The following is an 18,057-nucleotide window of genomic DNA, read 5'->3' on the forward strand; positions in this document are numbered from 1 at the left end:
GGCCTTGTCTCAGTCAAACATGCCGAAGGTCATGTAGCTGAACCAGGAGCGGTCGCTGGATTCGCTCTCAGGCTCTTCTTCTTCGATCACGTCGCCATTTTCGTCCTTGGGCTTGAGCTCGTTCGGAATGGCTTCCTTGGCATCCTGGAACTGGCGCTGGACGTCCTGGTTGGCGCGGGTTTCGCCCGGCGGCAGCGGAGGACGGGATTCGATCAGGCCCAGGGTGGCCTTGCTCAGCCACGAACGGTTGTCGGCTTCGTCGACGCGCGGGGTGAACTGGCCGTCGGCGAGGGAAGGGTGGTCCGGGTAGTTCAGCTTCAGGGTTTCCAGGCTGGTGGCCGCGAGGTCATCCAGGTGCAAACGCTGGTACGCCTCGGTCATGATTGCCAGGCCGTCGCCCACCGATGGGGTTTCCTGGAAGTTTTCCACTACGTAGCGGCCGCGGTTGGCGGCGGCGACGTAGGCCTGGCGGGTCAGGTAGTAGTCCGCCACGTGGATTTCGTAGGACGCCAGCAGGTTGCGCAGGTAGATCATGCGCTGCTTGGCATCTGGCGAATAACGGCTGTTGGGGAAGCGGCTGGTCAGCTGGGCAAACTCGTTGTAGGAGTCGCGCGCGGCGCCCGGGTCACGCTTGGTCATGTCCAGCGGCAGGAAGCGCGCCAGCAGGCCGACGTCCTGGTCGAAGGAGGTCAGGCCCTTGAGGTAGTAAGCGTAATCGACGTTGGGGTGCTGCGGGTGCAGACGAATGAAGCGCTCGGCGGCGGACTTCGCGGCTTCCGGCTCGGCGTTCTTGTAGTTGGCGTAGATCAACTCCAGCTGGGCCTGGTCGGCATAGCGACCGAACGGATACCGCGACTCCAGCGCCTTCAGCTTGGCGGTGGCGCTGGTATAGCTGTTGTTATCCAGGTCGTTCTGCGCCTGTTGGTACAGTTCGACTTCGCTCAGGTTTTCGTCTACGACTTCCTTCGACGAGCAAGCAGCAGTCAATGCGAGGATGGCGATCAGCAGCAGGTGTTTCACTTGCATGGCGGCTTGCGTCCCTATGACGGCCGCTGTCTTGGGCGGGGCCGTCCTGTTATGATGAGCGCCCCGTTGAAAGCCTCGGGGCAAAAGACGCCGTATTTAACCACAAGCGCGCAGCCGAAACCAAAGGCTGTGCCGACGCCCAGTCCGAGCATGTCCGATAAAATAGAACTTCGCGCAGAGGTGCCGTCCGAATTGGGCGGCCAACGCCTCGATCAAGTCGCCGCCCAACTCTTCGCAGAGCACTCGCGCTCGCGCCTTTCCGCCTGGATCAAGGACGGTCGCCTGACGGTGGACGGCGCGGTGATCCGCCCGCGAGACATTGTCCATGGCGGTGCCATCCTCGAACTCACCGCCGAGCAGGAGGCCCAGGGAGAATGGGTCGCCCAGGACATCGCCCTGGACATCGTCTATGAAGATGATGACATCCTGGTGATCAACAAGCCTGCCGGCCTGGTGGTCCATCCGGCGGCCGGTCATGCCGATGGCACCCTGCTCAACGCCTTGCTGCACCACGTGCCGGACATCATCAATGTGCCACGCGCCGGTATTGTGCATCGCCTCGACAAGGACACCACCGGCCTGATGGTGGTGGCCAAGACCATCCAGGCGCAGACACAGCTGGTCACACAGTTGCAGAGCCGCAGTGTCAGCCGCATCTATGAATGCATCGTCATCGGGGTCGTCACCGCGGGTGGCAAGATCAACGCCCCGATCGGTCGTCACGGCCAGCAGCGCCAACGCATGGCGGTGATGGAAGGCGGCAAGCAGGCGGTCAGTCATTACCGCGTGCTAGAGCGTTTCCGTTCCCACACCCATGTGCGGGTCAAGCTGGAAACCGGTCGTACCCATCAGATCCGCGTGCACATGGCCCACATCAACTTCCCGTTGGTGGGCGACCCGGCTTATGGCGGTCGTTTCCGCATTCCGCCGGCCGCCAACCAGACCATGGTCGAATCGCTGAAGAATTTCCCGCGCCAAGCGCTGCACGCGCGTTTCCTGGAGCTGGATCACCCGACGACCGGCAAGCGCATGAGCTGGGAGTCGCCGTTGCCGGATGACTTCGTCTGGTTGCTGACGTTGCTCAAGCAGGACCGCGAGGCGTTCATCGGATGAATGACTGGCTGACACCCGACTGGCCCGCGCCGGCCTGGGTCAAGGCCTGCGTCACCACCCGCGAGGGCGGCGTCAGCCTGGCGCCGTTCGACAGCCTCAACCTGGGCGATCACGTGGGCGACGACCCCACCGCTGTCGCCGAAAACCGTCGCCGTCTCACTGATCGCTTCGCCATGCGTCCGGCCTGGTTGCAGCAAGTCCACGGCATCGACGTGGTCGAGGCTGATCCGGCCCAGGTCGTCACCGCCGATGCCAGTTGGACCGCCGCGCCGGGCATCGCGTGCACCTCGATGACGGCCGACTGCCTGCCCGTATTGTTCTGCAATCGCGCCGGCACCCGTGTCGCGGCGGCCCATGCCGGTTGGCGCGGGTTGGCGAATGGTGTGCTGGAAGCCACCCTTGATTGCCTTGAAGTACCCGCCGATGAAATCCTCGCCTGGCTCGGCCCGGCCATCGGTCCGCAAGCCTTCGAAGTCGGACCGGAGGTGCGTGAAGCTTTTATCGCGCACCTGCCCAAGGCAGAGCAAGCCTTCACGCCCAGTCACAACGTCGGCAAGTTCCTGGCGGATATCTACGCGCTGGCACGACTGCGCCTGGCGGTACGTGGCATAACGGCCGTGTACGGTGGCGGCTTGTGCACCGTGACCGATCCACACTTCTTTTCCTACCGCCGTAACGCCCGTACCGGTCGTTTCGCTTCCCTGATCTGGCTCGAACGCTAGACTTCCCTGATCTGTATCAACAGCGCGCTGCTTGAATCTTCCAGAATCGACCACATCTATAGCGGTATCTGGCAGGTTTCTTCATTCAGGACGTTTCGAAGGTCCGGCCTGCTCAAAAGGAAGGTGACCCATGCGTATTGATCGTTTAACCAGCAAATTACAGTTGGCCCTCTCCGACGCCCAGTCCCTGGCCGTCGGCCTGGACCATCCCGGTATCGAACCGGCGCACTTGATGCAAGCGATGCTCGAGCAGCAAGGCGGTTCCATCAAGCCCCTGTTGATGCAGGTGGGCTTTGACGTCAGCAGCCTGCGCAAGGAGCTGGCCAAAGAACTCGACCAGTTGCCAAAAATCCAGAATCCGACCGGTGACGTGAACATGTCCCAGGATCTGGCGCGGCTGCTCAACCAGGCCGACCGCTTGGCCCAGCAGAAAGGCGACCAGTTCATCTCCAGCGAGTTGGTGTTGCTTGCCGCGATGGACGAGAACAGCAAGCTCGGCAAGTTGTTGCTCGGCCAGGGCGTCAGCAAGAAAGCCCTGGAAAACGCCATCAACAACCTGCGTGGCGGTGGAGCGGTCAATGACCCCAACCACGAGGAGGCACGCCAGGCGCTGGACAAATACACCGTCGACCTGACCAAGCGCGCCGAAGAGGGCAAGCTCGACCCGGTGATTGGCCGTGACGATGAAATTCGCCGCACCATTCAGGTCCTGCAACGCCGTACCAAGAACAACCCGGTGCTGATCGGCGAGCCTGGCGTGGGCAAGACCGCCATCGCCGAGGGCCTGGCCCAGCGCATCATCAACGGCGAAGTGCCGGACGGCCTCAAGGGCAAGCGCTTGTTGTCCCTGGACATGGGCGCCTTGATCGCCGGTGCCAAGTACCGTGGCGAATTCGAGGAACGGCTCAAATCCCTGCTCAATGAACTGTCGAAGCAGGAAGGGCAGATCATCCTGTTCATCGACGAGTTGCACACCATGGTCGGTGCCGGCAAGGGCGAAGGTTCGATGGACGCGGGCAACATGCTCAAGCCTGCACTGGCTCGCGGCGAGCTGCATTGCGTCGGCGCGACCACGCTCAACGAGTACCGCCAGTACATCGAGAAAGACGCTGCTTTGGAGCGGCGCTTCCAGAAAGTGCTGGTGGAAGAGCCAAGTGAAGAAGACACCATCGCCATCTTGCGCGGCCTTAAAGAGCGCTACGAGGTTCACCACAAGGTGGCAATTACCGATGGCGCGATCATCGCGGCGGCCAAGCTCAGCCACCGCTATATCACCGACCGGCAATTGCCGGACAAGGCCATCGACTTGATCGACGAGGCCGCCAGCCGCATCCGCATGGAGATCGACTCCAAGCCCGAGGTGCTGGACCGCCTGGAGCGACGCCTGATCCAACTCAAGGTCGAGTCCCAGGCCCTGAAGAAAGAAAGCGACGAAGCGGCGAAAAAGCGCCTGGAAAAACTCCAGGAAGAAATCGTTCGGCACGAGCGTGAATATTCCGATCTCGAAGAAATCTGGAATTCGGAAAAGGCCGAAGTCCAGGGCTCGGCGCAGATCCAGCAGAAGATCGAGCAGTCTCGCCAGGAGCTGGAAGCGGCCCGCCGCAAAGGCGATCTCAACCGCATGGCCGAGCTGCAGTACGGGGTGATCCCGGACCTGGAGCGCAGCCTGCAAATGGTCGACCAGCACGGTAAGAGCGAAAACCAGTTGCTGCGCAGCAAGGTTACCGAGGAAGAAATCGCCGAAGTGGTCTCCAAGTGGACCGGCATTCCGGTCTCGAAGATGCTCGAAGGCGAGCGCGACAAGCTGCTGAAAATGGAAAGCCTGCTGCACCAGCGCGTGATTGGTCAGGAGGAAGCGGTGGTGGCGGTGTCCAACGCCGTCCGCCGGTCCCGCGCCGGTTTGTCTGACCCTAACCGCCCGAGCGGCTCGTTCATGTTCCTCGGTCCGACCGGTGTGGGTAAGACCGAGCTGTGCAAGGCCCTGGCCGAATTCCTCTTCGATACCGAGGAGGCCATGGTGCGCATCGATATGTCCGAATTCATGGAGAAACACTCCGTGGCCCGGCTGATCGGTGCTCCGCCGGGATATGTCGGCTATGAAGAGGGTGGCTACCTGACCGAGGCTGTGCGGCGCAAACCGTATTCGGTGATCCTGCTCGACGAGGTCGAGAAGGCTCACCCGGACGTGTTCAACATTCTGTTGCAGGTGCTTGAGGACGGTCGCTTGACGGACAGCCACGGGCGGACGGTGGACTTTCGCAACACCGTGATCGTGATGACCTCCAACCTGGGCTCGGCGCAGATCCAGGAACTGGTCGGTGATCGCGAGGCGCAACGTGCTGCGGTGATGGATGCGATTTCCACGCACTTCCGGCCGGAGTTCATCAACCGGGTCGACGAAGTGGTGATCTTTGAACCGCTGGCTCGGGATCAGATCGCCGGCATCACCGAGATCCAGTTGGGTCGCCTGCGCAGCCGCCTCACCGAGCGCGAGCTGAAGCTGCAACTGAGTGATGAGGCATTGGACAAGCTGATTGCGGTGGGTTACGACCCGGTCTACGGCGCACGGCCGCTGAAGCGGGCGATCCAGCGCTGGATCGAAAACCCGCTGGCGCAGTTGATCCTGTCCGGTCGCTTCATGCCGGGCGAAACCGTGACCGGCACCGTGGAAAACGACGAAATCGTTTTCAACTGAAAGCCACAATAGCCTGTGATTGGAATGGCCTCGTTTTGCGAGGCCATTTTTTTCATCAGGCCGTTGAACTCAAAGGAAAAGGCTTGTAAAGTGCGCCCCGCAGTACGTCACCCCCAAGGGCGACTTCTCGTTGAGAGGAAACCCAAAATAAGTTGCAAATCATTGTCTTGAAAGCAATTTAAGGGGTTGACAGAGGTTTTGAAGATTGTAGAATAGCGCGCCTCAGACACACGAACGCAGCGATGCAGACGGGTCGAAGAGGTTGAAGCTAGCTTCAATGCAGTAACTTGAAATATCAGTTCCGTGATAGCTCAGTCGGTAGAGCAAATGACTGTTAATCATTGGGTCCCAGGTTCGAGTCCTGGTCACGGAGCCATTTCAATCGGGGTATAGCGCAGTCCGGTAGCGCGCCTGCTTTGGGAGCAGGATGTCAGGAGTTCGAATCCCCTTACCCCGACCATATTTGGGTCGTTAGCTCAGTTGGTAGAGCAGTTGGCTTTTAACCAATTGGTCGTAGGTTCGAATCCCACACGACCCACCATTTTTGAAACCAGCTTCGCTGGAATCGAATCTTAAGATCAGAGGCCAAAAGCGCTGATCGAAGAAGGCGACTTGCGAAGGTCGCCTTTTTTTTACCGGGGTATAGCGCAGTCCGGTAGCGCGCCTGCTTTGGGAGCAGGATGTCAGGAGTTCGAATCCCCTTACCCCGACCATATTAAAAATCCTCGTATCGAAAGATACGGGGATTTTTTTTGCCTGCGAAAAAACGGATTGACTTAAGTCGTCGTACAACCCGCCGATAACCCACCGACAGGGGCATGGCCCCACTTCAGGCCAACAATAAAAAAGGCACTCCCTATGGTTCTTCGTCAGTTGAATATCGCCCCCCGTGCCGCGTTGGGTTTTGCCTTGATCGCCGTACTGGTGGCGTTGCTCGGGGTGTTCGCGCTAGGGCAGATGTCGAGTATTCGTGACAGCGAGGTCGCGGTGGAAACCCAATGGCTGCCGAGCATTCGCGGCGGTGACGAGATTCGCGAGTGGATGTTGCGCATTCGTACCATTTCCCTGCGCATGGCCCTCGACCAGGACCCCAAGAACATTCCGGTGTATCGCGGGCAGATGGACACGCGCGACAAGGAGCTGGGTGAAAAAATCGCTGCCTACGAAAAGCTCGTCGTGACGCCTGAAGGCAAAGCCCTCTATGACCAGTTCAAGCAGACTTTTGCCGCTTACCGTGCAGGTATCGCGCAATCCTTCACCCTGGCAGAGCAGGGGCGCCGGGACGATCTGATCAAGCTGCTGCTGGTGGACATGAAGACCGTCGTGGACGGGTCCGGCAAGCAACTCAATGATCTAGCCGAGCTTTTCTCCAAGCAGGTTTCCATCGAGAGCCAGAAATCCCAGGAGCACTATGCCGAATCGCGGCTGATTGTCAGCCTGTTTGTCGTGCTGGCCGCCCTCGCCACGGTTGCCTTGGCGATGCTGCTGACGCGCAGTATCGTCAAGCCCCTGAGCGAAGCGTTGAGTGCAGCGGAGAGCGTCGCCCGAGGTGACCTGACCCGGCCGATCGAGACCCAGGGCAACGACGAAGTAAGCCGCTTGCTCAAGGCGCTGGCGACAATGCAGCGCAACCTGCGTGATACGTTGCAGGGCATCAGCGGCTCGGCGACGCAATTGGCCACCGCCGCCGATGAACTCAACGCGGTGACCGTCGACAGCACCCACAGCTTGCAACAGCAGAATAACGAAATCGAACAGGCCGCCACGGCGGTTACGCAGATGACCACTGCCGTGGAAGAGGTCGCGCGCAATGCGGTATCCACCTCCGATGCCACGCGTCAGTCCAGCGAGTCGGCTTCCCTTGGGCAACAACGGGTCAGCGATACGGTCGATGCCATCGGCGCCTTGGCCAACGATGTGCAGGTGACCGGCGGCTTGGTGCAGTCTTTGGCCAACCAGTCGCAGGATATCGGCAAGGTACTGGACGTGATCCGCGCCATCGCCGAGCAAACCAACCTGCTGGCCCTCAACGCGGCCATCGAAGCCGCCCGTGCCGGTGAGAGCGGGCGCGGGTTTGCGGTGGTGGCTGACGAAGTTCGTGCGCTGGCTTATCGTACGCAACAATCGACCCAGGAAATCGAGCAGATGGTCCAAGGCATGCGCAGCGGCGCGACCCAGGCGCTGGATTCCATGCAGGCGAGCTCGACGCGCGCTGCCAGCACCTTGGCGATGGCGGAGCGGGCGGGGGAAGCGCTGCAGACGATCACGTCGTCGGTCAATGAAATCCACGAGCGCAACCTGGTGATCGCCAGCGCCGCCGAAGAGCAGGCGCAAGTGGCCCGCGAGGTGGATCGCAACCTAGTCAATATTCGTGATTTGTCAGTGCGCTCAGCCACCGGTGCGGACCAGACCAGTGCGGCCAGCCATGAGTTGTCGCAACTGGCCAACTCGCTGCGCACGATGGTGCAACGGTTTCAGGTTTGATCGGGCTGTGTTCCCACGCAACGCGATGATCGCTCCCACGCAGAGCGTGGGAACGATCTTCAGTAAGGCCTTAGTGCAACTTCAACCGAGGCTCGGTCCCGCGCCCGATCTTGCTGCCGAGCATCAGCATCGCCGTGCGGAACATGCCGTATAGCGCCATCTGGTGCATGCGGTACAGCGACACGTAGAACATCCGCGCCAGCCAGCCTTCGAGCATCACGCTGCCAGTGAGGTTGCCCATCAGGTTGCCGACCGCCGAGAACCGCGACAGCGAGATCAGCGAGCCGTAGTCGGTGTACTTGTAGTGAGGCAGGGCCTTGCCCTCGATCCGCAGCTTCAGGGATTTGGCTAGCAGCGAGGCTTGCTGATGCGCGGCCTGGGCGCGGGGCGGGACGTTGCGGTCACTGTCGGGTTGCGGGCAGGCGGCGCAATCGCCGAAGGCGAAGATGCTTTCGTCGCGGGTGGTCTGGAGCGTCGGCAGCACTTGCAGTTGATTGATCCGGTTGGTTTCCAGCCCGTCGATGTCCTTGAGGAAGTCCGGCGCGCGGATCCCGGCGGCCCAGACTTTCAGGCTCGCATCGATCACCTGGCCATCCGCAGTGATCAGGCTGTCGGCGGTCACCTGGCTGACGGCGGCGTTGGTCATGACATTCACCCCGAGTTTTTCCAGGGTCTTGTGCACCGGCCCGCCGATCCGCTCCGGCAGTGCCGGCAGGACCCGTGGCCCAGCCTCGATCAGGGTGATTTGCATGTTTTCCGGTTTGATCCGGTCCAGGCCGTAAGCGTGCAATTCATGGGCGGCGTTGTGCAGTTCCGCCGCCAGCTCGACGCCAGTAGCGCCCGCGCCGACAATCGCAACGCTGATGCGCTCGACGATATCGGTCTGCCCGGCGTGGGCACGCAGATAGTGGTGGAGCAATTGCTGATGGAAGCGCTCGGCCTGCTTGCGGGTGTCGAGGAACAGGCAGTGTTGCGCCGCGCCTTCGGTGCCGAAATCGTTGGTGGTACTGCCGACCGCGATCACCAGTGTGTCGTAGCCCAACTCCCGGGCCGGCAGCAGCTCCAGGCCTGCCTCGTCATAGGTGGCGGCCAGCTGGATTCTCTTGCGCTCGCGATCCAGGCCGCTCATGCGCCCCAGTTGGAACTCGAAGTGGTTCCATTTTGCCTGGGCAACGTAGTTGAGTTCGTCTTCGGAAGAGTTCAGGGACCCGGCGGCCACCTCATGCAGCAGGGGTTTCCAGATGTGGGTCAGGTTCGCGTCGACCAGCATTACGCTGGCCGTACCGCGCTTGCCCAGAGTCTTACCCAGACGGGTAGCCAACTCCAGACCGCCGGCGCCGCCGCCAACGATGACAATACGATGAGTCATGGGGATATCTCGCAAGGCTAAAGGAATTCAGTGCCGTTACCTGCGCGAGTGCCAAGCAACTCATAGCGTCAGGTAACTGATCAATCGGCTCAACAGGCCCAGGCCAATCGTGATGGCCAGTACCACCACCAGGAGCATCCACGGCCGGAAAGGCCGGCGCTCGACTCGGTGCTGGGACAGTTGCAGGTACTCTTCGACATGCTTCTGGTCATCTGGGTTCAGGCGGCTGGTCATAAAGGCCTCGTCAGGTAGACGTTGCGAAATGTGAAGACGTTACAGCGTCCGGCTATCCGGCATTGAAAGCAGCATAGCCGCTCGCTGGGACGGGCTCGACGAGAAGGTTGTCAGCCAGGCGAATGATTCCACTTTTTATCACCCGGGCAGTGATTCCGCCATGGCCGCGTACGGCCTGGAAGGTGCCTTCGCCCAGGTTCCGCTCCAGGCGCGCGCAGGGCTGGCACCAACCGGTGGTTTCGAAGATGGCCTGGCCGATGCGAAAGCGCCGGCCCTTGAGGCTGAACAGATTGATGCCACTGACCACAATGTTGCGTCGCAGCTCATGGGGCAGCACCGGTTGTTCCTCGGAGCGGCCCATCAGCGAGCTGATCACCGCCAGGTGTTCCCATTGGATCAACGTCACTTGCCGCGCATTGCGCACGCCGGGCCGGGCATGATCGCCGGTCAGCCCAGCCTCCAGGCGGGCTTCCACAGCGTCGAGGACGATCATCGGCGCATGCCCCTCAGGGCGCACGCCGATCCAGCGCACGCGGCCCTGTTGCGGCACGGCGGCGATCAGCTCCTGCAGCGGGCTCACAGGCTGATCCCGACGTCGAAGACGATGCTGCGACCCAGATTGCCCCGCAGGAAATCCGGCGCGTCGGGATGGGCGAACAACACCCGGGCAAACGTCGGCCCTACCAAAGACAGCGAACGCCAGCCCTGGCGCAGATATTCGGTGGGCGGTGGAAAGTGGCTGTTGAGGTCCAGCACTTCGCGCTTGAGGCTGGCGAAGGCGATGATGTCCAGTTCCCCCAGGTCCATGCCGCGCTCGGTGTAGTTATGGGCTTTCTTGCGCAGGGTCGGCGCCAGTCTCAGCAGGAATTCGTTGGCCGGGATGCGCCGGGGCTTGGCTTCACGGCGCACCAGTTGGCTCAGGGAAAAGGCGCTGCGGCGACGTTGCAACTCGTCGCGCCATTCATCGTTGAGGCGCCGGCCTTCATCGAGCACAAAAAACACCTCGAAATTGGCATCGCGAAACAACACGTCTGGTGGCTCCCCGGCGGGCGCGAACTCATCGGCGCGATAAGGCACGTTCAGCCCTTGCAACAGGCGCTGGCAGACCCAACGCTCACGCTCCCATTTGCGGGCATTGGAGAGAAAGGCGTTGGCTTGCTCAGCCGCGATGGTCAGCAAGCGTAAATAATCGGAATCATCCATGGGCCCTAGCTTAGCGTTCAATTACGACAAGCCCAAAGCGTTGCGTCGATAAATGGCGGTCGGGTGGGGTGTAGACTGCCGGCTTGAATCTCAGGCTTATCACGGGGTCTTTTGATGCAAGGGCAAGTCACAGGAGTCGCTCGATGATCGGTGCCCAATTGCTCTCGTCCCAAACCCTGGCGGCCGGCTGGCTGATTTATCTGCCGGTTTTGGTCTGGGCCGTGCTGCGGGCGCCGTGGGTCGAGTTGTTTACCGACAGCCGTCGCCAGCATTTGCTGTTCGGCACGGTGTTCGCGTTGTTCATGTTGTGGCTGGTACGCCGCGACTTCGACACCGGCGTTTCGTATCACTTCATCGGCATGACCGCCGTGACCCTGCTGCTGGACTGGCCGCTGGCGATCCTCGGCGGGCTCCTGGCCCAGCTCGCGCTGGTACTGCTGGGGCGTCAGGACTTGGCGGCGGTGGGGATCAATGGCGCGTTGCTGGTCTTGCTGCCGGTGTTGATCACCGAATGCTGCGCGATCCTGGTGGAGCGTGCCCAACCGCGCAATCTGTTCGTGTACATCTTTTGTTCGGGGTTCCTCGCAGCTGCGCTTTCGGCCTTGATATGCCTGCTGGTGGGGCTCGGCCTGTTGTGGCACGACGGCCTGTTCGCGATGCCTTACTGGCTGGAGGATTTCATTGGCTACCTCTGGCTGATTATTTTTCCCGAGGCGTTCATCAACGGCATGGTGATCAGCGCACTGGTGGTATTCAGTCCCGAATGGCTGGAGACCTTCAACCGCACGCGCTACCTGTCGGCTCCCTGGAATGACGACGACAAGCCTTGATTCACGTCAAGGCCGGCCCAGCGGGGCCCCGGCATGCTCTGGAAAATTTCCAGGAGTACCGTCATGAGTGTTTATGAGTGGGCGAGACAAGAGATTCGGCGCAGCCACGATGCCGCCATGGAAATCGGTTTCGACCCGGGCTTGAGCCTGCGGGCCTTGCTCAGTGCAATCGTGCAACAGAGCAAGACCGTGCGCAGCGTTGATGATTTGGCCGATGAGTTGAGTTTCCTGGCGGAAAATCTCGACGACAGCCAGGACTACGGTTTCATGCGGCCTTAACGACCTTAATGATGGGAGCGAGGATTGAAGTCTTCGCTGAACAGCTCATCTTCGGCGTCTGGGGCAACCGGGATCTTGTGCTCCTCCGACGCCCAGGCGCCCAGGTCGATCAGCTTGCAACGGTCGGAACAGAACGGCCGGAATTTATTCCCTGGGGTCCATTCCACGGGGGCGCCACAAGTTGGGCAATCAACGGTTGGGGCTTGGCTCATGATTGGCCTCCACGCAAAGTTAGGTAAAAGTGATGCAGGCGCTCGACCTCGCTATGCAGCCAGGCGAGGTCGCGGTCATTGACCAATACGTCGTCGGCATGGCTCAGGCGGTCCTGGCGGCTGGATTGGGCCTTGAGGATCGCCTGGACCTGCTGTTCGCTGGTCTGGTCACGCTGCAAGGTGCGCTCGATCTGCAACTGCTCCGGCGCATCGATCACCAGGATCCGCTGGGTCATGGCGTACTGGCCTGACTCGATCAGCAGCGGCGAGACCAGGATCGCGTAGGACGATTTTGCCTGGGCCAGATGAAGGGCGATTTCCTCGGCAATCAAAGGGTGCAACAGCGCCTCGAGCCAGCGGCGCTCCTCGGCATTTTCAAAGATCAGTTTGCGCAGCGCCGCGCGGTCCAGCGCGCCGTCTGCCTGCAATACGCCAGGGCCGAAGTGCTCGGCGATTTTCGCCAGTGCCGGGCGCCCGGGTTCGACGACCCAGCGCGCCGCGTGGTCGGCGTCGATGACGTGTACGCCTAAGTCGATGAAATGCTCGGCCGCCGCGCTCTTGCCGCTGCCGATGCCACCAGTCAGGCCGAGAATCCAGGGTTTTTGCGCAGAGCTTTTCATTAGAAACCGACTGACTGCCAATAGAAGTCGGTTATTTGACCACCCCAGAGCAAGGCAATCCAGCCGGCAATTGCCAGATAGGGGCCAAACGGTATCTGTGTCGACGTTGGCGCGTCGCGCAGGCGCAGCATAATGACCCCGATAACCGCGCCCACCAGCGAAGACAAGAGCAGCGTCAGCGGCAGGATTTGCCAGCCGCCCCAGGCCCCCAGCATCGCCAGCAACTTGAAATCGCCGTAGCCCATGCCTTCCTTGCCAGTGATCAATTTGAAGACCCAGAACACCGACCACAGGACCAGATAACCGGCCACCGCGCCCCACAACGCCTGGTCCAGCGAGACGAACAGCCCGAAACTGTTGACGATCAAGCCCAGCCACAGCAGCGGCTGTACCAGCGAATCGGGCAGCAGTTTATGTTCGGCGTCGATCAGGCTCATGGACAGCAAGCCCCAGCCCAGCACCATCACCATCGCGGCCTGCCAGCCGAAGCCGAAGTGCCAGGCGACAAACGCCGACAAGACGCCGCAAGCCAATTCGGTCAACGGATAGCGTTTGCCGATGGGCGTGGCGCAACTGGAACAGCGGCCGCGCAACATCAGGTAGCTCAACAGTGGGATATTTTCCCAAGCCCGGATGCGATGGCCGCAGTGAGGACATTGGGAATGGGGCAGCATCAGGTTATAGGTCGGGCCGGGGGCTTCGGCAGGAAGACCAAGGAGGTCATGGGCCTGCAGGCGCCATTCGCGATCAAGCATCTTGGGCAGGCGCCACACCAGCACGTTGAGGAAACTGCCGATGACCAGCCCGAGCAACAGGGCCGTCAGCACGAAGGCTGCGGGGTAAAGCACGAAGAATTCGCTCAGGGGCATGTCAGATCGCAGAGCCGAGTTGAAAGATGGGCATGTACATCGCGACCACCAGGCCACCGACGACCACCCCCAGGACCACCATGATGAAGGGTTCCATCAGGCTGGTGAGGTTGTCCACCAGATTATCCACTTCGGCTTCATAAAAACTCGCCACTTTGTCGAGCATGTCATCCAGCGCACCGGATTCTTCGCCGATGGCGGTCATCTGGATCGCCAGGTTCGGGAAGATCCCGGAAGTACGCATGGAAAAATTCAGCTGCATGCCGGTCGAAACGTCCTGCCGGATGCGTTGCACCGCGCGTTTGAATACCACGTTGCCGGTGGCGCCCGAGACCGAGTCGAGGGCTTCCACCAGCGGTACGCCGGCCGCGAAGGTGGTCGAGAGCGTGCGGGCGTAGCGGGCCACGGCGGACTTGTACATCAAGGTGCCGATCAGCGGGAGCTTGAGCAGCCATTTGTCTCGCCAGTCCCGAAACGCCTGGGAGCGCCTGAGGGCATATTTCACACCGAAGAATGCCCCCACCGCTCCGCCAAGCAGCATCCACCACCACTCTTGCATGAATTCCGACAGGCCGATGACCATCAGCGTGAAGGCCGGGAGTTCGGCGCCGAAGCCGGAGAACACCGATTCGAACTGCGGCACGACCTTGATCAGCAGGATGCTCGTGACCACGGCCGCGACGAGGATCACCGCCGCGGGGTAGGTCATGGCTTTCTTGATCTTGGCCTTGAGCGCTTCGCTCTTTTCCTTGTAGGTCGCGACTCGGTCCAGCAACGTGTCCAGGGCGCCGGCCTGCTCGCCGGCATCCACCAAGTTGCAGTACAGCTCGTCGAAATATTGTGGGCACTTGCGCAGCGAGGCGGCGAAGCTGTTGCCGGCGGCGACTTCCTGTTTCACCTCGTCTACCAGCTTGCGCATGTTGGCGTTGTCGAAGCCTTCGCCAATGATGTCGAACGCCTGCAGCAGGGGCACGCCGGCCTTGAGCATCGTCGCCATCTGCCGCGTGAAGAGGGCGATATCCAGCGGCTTGATGCGCTTGCCTTTGCTGAATATCGACGTGGACTTCTTGCGCACCTTGCCCGGATTGATGCCCTGCTTGCGTAACTGCGCCTTGACCAGCGCCGGGCTCTGGCCGGTCAGTTCGCCGGACATCTTCGTGCCTTTGCGGTCCTTGCCTTCCCACGTATAGACGTCGGTTTTTACTGCCTTGACCGCCATGTTCAATCCTTGGTGACCCGGTTGATTTCTTCGAGGCTAGTGATGCCTTGCATCACTTTGGCCAGCCCCGAGGTGCGCAAGTCATTGAAGCCGTCCTTGCGCATTTGAAGGTCGATTTCCAGGGAGTTGCCTTCGGCCATGATCAGCCGCTGCAGCTCAGGCGTGTTCTTCACCACTTCGTAGACCCCCAGGCGACCTTTGTAGCCGTTGTTGCATTGCTCGCAACCGACCGGCTCATAGATCGTGAACGAGCCAATGCGTTCCCGAGGGAAGCCTTCCTTGAGCAAGGTTTCCTCGGGAATCTCGATGGCTCTCTTGCAGTGGGTGCACAGTTTGCGTGCCAGGCGCTGGGCAATGATCAGGTGCACCGCCGTGGCGATGTTGAAGCCGGGGATGCCCATGTTCTGCAAGCGGACCAGGGTTTCGGCGGCGCTGTTGGTGTGCAGCGTGGACAACACCAAGTGCCCGGTCTGGGCCGCCTTGATGGCGATTTCGGCGGTTTCCAGGTCGCGGATCTCGCCGACCATGATCACGTCCGGGTCCTGGCGCAGGAACGAGCGCAGGGCATGGGCAAAGTCCAGCCCCTGGCGCGGGTTGACGTTGACCTGGTTGATGCCTTCCATATTGATTTCCACCGGATCCTCGGCGGTGGAGATATTGATGTCCACGGTGTTGAGGATGTTCAAGCCGGTGTAGAGCGAAACGGTCTTGCCCGAGCCGGTCGGCCCGGTCACCAGGATCAGGCCTTGCGGCTGCTTGAGGGCCGCCATGTACAGGTCTTTCTGTTCCGGCTCGTAGCCCAGGGCATCGATGCCCATTTGCGCGCTGGAGGGGTCGAGGATCCGGATCACCACTTTTTCGCCCCAGAGAGTGGGAAGCGTGTTGACCCGGAAGTCGATGGACTTGGTTTTCGACAGGCGCATCTTCAGCCGGCCGTCCTGAGGTTTGCGTCGTTCGGAAATGTCCAGGCTGGCCATGACCTTGAGGCGCGCGGCGATGCGGTTCGCCAACTGAATGGGTGGCTTGGCGACCTCACGGAGGATGCCGTCGGTGCGCACCCGCACCCGGTAGCTTTTTTCATAAGGCTCGAAGTGCAGGTCGGAAGAACCACCCTTGATCGCATCCAGCAGCATCTTGTTGACGAAACGCACCACCGGCGCATCGTCGCCGTCCTGGCCGGCGATGGCGTCTTGCTTGCGGTCGTCGATCGATTCGATGTCCAGGCCGTCGAGGTCGACATCCCCCATGCCTTCCAGGCCCGTGCTGCTGGACTCGAAGAACTTCTCGATGGCATCGCTGAGCTTGTCGTCCTCCACCAGGATGGCTTCGGTGGTCAGGCCAGTGCTGAACTGGATGTCGTTGATGGCTTGGTGATTGGTCGGGTCGGAAATGCCTACGAACAGCTTGTTGCCGCGCCGCCACAACGGCAGGGCGTGATGCTGGCGCACCAGTTTCTCGCTGACCAGTCCGGCGGGCTGGGTGTCCTTGTCCAGGCTGTTGAGGTCGAGCAGGGCGATGCCGAAATGCTCCGAAGCGATTTCTGCCACCTGGCGGCTCTGGACGAGTTTGTTCTGCACCAGGTAACTGACCAGGGGCAGGCGATTGCGCTGGGCCTGTTGGTAGGCCTGCTGGGCACTTTGTTCGGTGATCAGTTCGGCCAGCACCAATTGCTTGGCCAGGCCGCTGAGGGCGATGTCATTCATGGGGATACCGGACGCGGGCTGTTCATGTCTTATAGCCTAGTCAAGCCTCGACGCCTAACCAGTGGAGGCAGGTGACAAAAAGCGTCAGATAGTGCGGTTGTTGGGGTAGGACGTTGCCGTTCGCTGGCCCGAATGCCAGGCGGGACGGGGGCGGGCGGGTTGGCATGTGCCATGCAGCAGACATATCAGGTCATGAGATTTCGGCTCATGCATGGGAGATGTCTATGAATAAGCAGAAGGGTTTTACGCTGATCGAGCTGCTGATCGTGGTGGCGATCATCGGCATTCTGGCGACGTTCGCGTTGCCGCAATATTCGAAGTATCAGGCGCGGGCGAAGGCGACGGCGGGGCTGGCGGAGGTGTCTGCATTGAAGGTGCCTTTTGAAGACGTCATGAATCAGGGGACAAGCCCGACCTTGGAAAACATTGGTGGCACGTCGCCCACCAGTAACTGCACCATGACCATTTCAGGTACCGCGTCGGCTGGAACTGGCTCAATCGCGTGCACTTTGCTTAATGCACCAGCCCCTGTGCTTGGTAAAACAATTACGCTGTCCCGCTCTGATAAAGGGGTTTGGACTTGTGGCTCCACAGCCGCTCAGGAATACTTGCCAGCTGGCTGTACAGGCGGCGCTGCTGCCGCTCCCGCTGGCTAAAGACAGCTTGAAATCCAACCAAAGCCCCGCTCCTGCGGGGCTTTGTGGTGGATGCAGAGGGGCGTTCAGGTCCTTAAATAAAAGCTCGGGAATTCATAAGCTTAGCGCCCGATGAAAACCCGCAAGTTGCATGTCCCAAATCACCCGGTCATGCAATTTGCATGATTGCGAAAAAAGCCGCTTCGCTTAACTATCTGATTTATAAGAAGAATATTATTGTTTCAAAACTGGCACAGCGTTCGCACTACTCCTGACAACCTGCCGAGATGCACTTGCGGCAGTTTCTGAGAAAAACAGGAGTTACTCGTATGAAGAAGTTCGCTATCACTGCCGCTGCTGCCACTGCACTGACCCTGTCCATGGCTAGCGCTTTCGCCGAGACCACTCAAGCTACTCAGGCCCCGATGATGCTGGCTGCGGGCGAAGTGACAGAGGCTAAGGAAGACGTTTCCGATACCTGGATCACCACCAAGGTCAAAGCTGACCTGGTTACCGAAAAAGGCATTCCAGGCAGCGACATCAAAGTCGAAACCAACAAAGGTGTTGTGTCCCTATCTTCGATGACCAAAGTCACTGAGGCACAAAAAGACACCGCTGTGGCAATCACCAAGAAAATCAAAGGCGTCAAGGCCGTATCGGCTGACGGCCTGAAAGCCGAGTAAGGCTAGAGCTTCTCGCCTGGACTGGGAGAAGGCACGGCAAGCGGGCTGAGATATACGTTTGTCGTTGCTTTGGAGTTCATGCGAAAGGCCACACGGACGTGGCCATTACAGGCCCCCGGCATTCGTGCCGGGGGCCTGTTCTATTCTGGGGCGGGAAAAGG

At 60.5% G+C, this 18,057-nt stretch carries 18 protein-coding genes, 4 tRNA genes and 1 pseudogene; 13 read left to right on the forward strand and 10 right to left on the reverse strand.

The features are described 5' to 3' along the window. Positions 1-9: 9 nt before the first annotated feature. Positions 10-1,026 carry an outer membrane protein assembly factor BamD gene (locus HU742_RS20980; RefSeq protein WP_186641858.1) on the reverse strand — a complete coding sequence of 339 codons (1,017 nt, stop codon included), beginning with the start codon at positions 1,024-1,026 and terminating at the stop codon, positions 10-12. A gap of 150 nt (positions 1,027-1,176) precedes the next feature. On the opposite strand from HU742_RS20980, the gene rluD reads away from it, so the two are divergent. The 9 genes and pseudogenes from rluD to HU742_RS27135 all read left to right on the forward strand — a co-directional run bounded on the left by rluD (position 1,177) and on the right by HU742_RS27135 (position 8,040). After that, a complete protein-coding gene (gene rluD, locus HU742_RS20985) occupies positions 1,177-2,139 on the forward strand; it encodes a 23S rRNA pseudouridine(1911/1915/1917) synthase RluD (protein WP_186613075.1) in 963 nt (320 codons plus the stop codon). Then, a complete protein-coding gene (pgeF, locus tag HU742_RS20990) occupies positions 2,136-2,861 on the forward strand; it encodes a peptidoglycan editing factor PgeF (protein ID WP_186645162.1) in 726 nt (241 codons plus the stop codon). Before rluD ends, pgeF begins: the two co-directional genes overlap by 4 nt. Positions 2,862-2,991: 130 nt before the next feature. Next, on the forward strand, positions 2,992-5,556 hold the full coding sequence (gene clpB / locus HU742_RS20995; protein ID WP_186641860.1) for an ATP-dependent chaperone ClpB: 2,565 nt from the start codon (positions 2,992-2,994) through the stop codon (positions 5,554-5,556). Between the two features lie 300 nt (positions 5,557-5,856). After that, a tRNA-Asn gene (locus HU742_RS21000) sits at positions 5,857-5,932 on the forward strand. A gap of 7 nt (positions 5,933-5,939) precedes the next feature. Next, positions 5,940-6,016 (forward strand) — tRNA-Pro (locus tag HU742_RS21005). 5 nt (positions 6,017-6,021) lie between these two features. Continuing rightward, a tRNA-Lys gene (locus HU742_RS21010) sits at positions 6,022-6,097 on the forward strand. A gap of 95 nt (positions 6,098-6,192) precedes the next feature. Beyond that, positions 6,193-6,269 (forward strand) — tRNA-Pro (locus HU742_RS21015). A 145-nt stretch (positions 6,270-6,414) separates the two neighbouring features. Beyond that, positions 6,415-7,185: pseudogene (locus HU742_RS27130) on the forward strand (MCP four helix bundle domain-containing protein); the annotation flags it as partial. Continuing rightward, entirely contained in the window at positions 7,177-8,040 is an 864-nt protein-coding gene (locus HU742_RS27135) for a methyl-accepting chemotaxis protein (RefSeq protein ID WP_437179906.1), read from the forward strand. The pseudogene HU742_RS27130 and the gene HU742_RS27135, both read left to right, overlap by 9 nt. A 70-nt stretch (positions 8,041-8,110) precedes the next feature. Here the strand turns inward: HU742_RS27135 and HU742_RS21025 are convergent, their stop codons facing one another. From HU742_RS21025 to HU742_RS21040, 4 genes are read right to left on the reverse strand one after another with little or no spacing between them, the layout of a single operon-like run. Continuing rightward, positions 8,111-9,409 (reverse strand): NAD(P)/FAD-dependent oxidoreductase, encoded by a 1,299-nt coding sequence (locus HU742_RS21025; protein WP_186641558.1) that lies wholly within the window; start codon positions 9,407-9,409, stop codon positions 8,111-8,113. A gap of 60 nt (positions 9,410-9,469) precedes the next feature. Further along, complete coding sequence (locus HU742_RS21030; protein WP_039593877.1) at positions 9,470-9,643, reverse strand: DUF3094 family protein; 174 nt, start codon at positions 9,641-9,643, stop codon at positions 9,470-9,472. Between the two features lie 52 nt (positions 9,644-9,695). Continuing rightward, on the reverse strand, positions 9,696-10,223 hold the full coding sequence (locus HU742_RS21035; protein WP_186641556.1) for an MOSC domain-containing protein: 528 nt from the start codon (positions 10,221-10,223) through the stop codon (positions 9,696-9,698). Further along, positions 10,220-10,846, reverse strand: coding sequence for a DUF1780 domain-containing protein (locus tag HU742_RS21040; protein ID WP_003185538.1), 627 nt, complete (start codon positions 10,844-10,846; stop codon positions 10,220-10,222). Before HU742_RS21040 ends, HU742_RS21035 begins: the two co-directional genes overlap by 4 nt. A gap of 143 nt (positions 10,847-10,989) precedes the next feature. Here HU742_RS21040 and HU742_RS21045 point away from each other — a divergent pair, with 143 nt between their 5' ends. Together HU742_RS21045 and HU742_RS21050 are read left to right on the forward strand one after the other, a co-directional pair. Further along, entirely contained in the window at positions 10,990-11,676 is a 687-nt protein-coding gene (locus tag HU742_RS21045) for an energy-coupling factor ABC transporter permease (protein WP_186645160.1), read from the forward strand. A gap of 63 nt (positions 11,677-11,739) precedes the next feature. Then, on the forward strand, positions 11,740-11,955 hold the full coding sequence (locus HU742_RS21050; RefSeq protein WP_030140257.1) for a hypothetical protein: 216 nt from the start codon (positions 11,740-11,742) through the stop codon (positions 11,953-11,955). A gap of 5 nt (positions 11,956-11,960) precedes the next feature. Here the strand turns inward: HU742_RS21050 and yacG are convergent, their stop codons facing one another. From yacG to pilB, 5 genes are read right to left on the reverse strand one after another with little or no spacing between them, the layout of a single operon-like run. Further along, positions 11,961-12,167, reverse strand: a complete 207-nt coding sequence (yacG, locus tag HU742_RS21055; RefSeq protein WP_186641552.1) for a DNA gyrase inhibitor YacG — start codon at positions 12,165-12,167, stop codon at positions 11,961-11,963. Further along, positions 12,164-12,787 carry a dephospho-CoA kinase gene (coaE, locus tag HU742_RS21060; RefSeq protein WP_186641550.1) on the reverse strand — a complete coding sequence of 208 codons (624 nt, stop codon included), beginning with the start codon at positions 12,785-12,787 and terminating at the stop codon, positions 12,164-12,166. Before coaE ends, yacG begins: the two co-directional genes overlap by 4 nt. Next, the gene (locus HU742_RS21065) at positions 12,787-13,656 is read right to left on the reverse strand and encodes a prepilin peptidase (RefSeq protein WP_186645159.1); all 870 of its coding nucleotides are present in this window, start codon (positions 13,654-13,656) and stop codon (positions 12,787-12,789) included. Before HU742_RS21065 ends, coaE begins: the two co-directional genes overlap by 1 nt. A gap of 1 nt (position 13,657) precedes the next feature. Then, complete coding sequence (locus HU742_RS21070; RefSeq protein WP_186641546.1) at positions 13,658-14,875, reverse strand: type II secretion system F family protein; 1,218 nt, start codon at positions 14,873-14,875, stop codon at positions 13,658-13,660. A 2-nt stretch (positions 14,876-14,877) separates the two neighbouring features. After that, a complete protein-coding gene (gene pilB / locus HU742_RS21075; RefSeq protein ID WP_186641544.1) occupies positions 14,878-16,578 on the reverse strand; it encodes a type IV-A pilus assembly ATPase PilB in 1,701 nt (566 codons plus the stop codon). A gap of 224 nt (positions 16,579-16,802) precedes the next feature. Here pilB and HU742_RS21080 point away from each other — a divergent pair, with 224 nt between their 5' ends. Continuing rightward, complete coding sequence (locus tag HU742_RS21080; RefSeq protein WP_186645158.1) at positions 16,803-17,234, forward strand: pilin; 432 nt, start codon at positions 16,803-16,805, stop codon at positions 17,232-17,234. A 308-nt stretch (positions 17,235-17,542) separates the two neighbouring features. Next, entirely contained in the window at positions 17,543-17,896 is a 354-nt protein-coding gene (locus tag HU742_RS21085) for a BON domain-containing protein (protein WP_186613098.1), read from the forward strand. The last annotated feature ends 161 nt before the right edge of the window (positions 17,897-18,057 follow it).

This window comes from Pseudomonas marvdashtae (assembly GCF_014268655.2).
Taxonomy (GTDB): Bacteria; Pseudomonadota; Gammaproteobacteria; order Pseudomonadales; family Pseudomonadaceae; genus Aquipseudomonas; species Aquipseudomonas marvdashtae.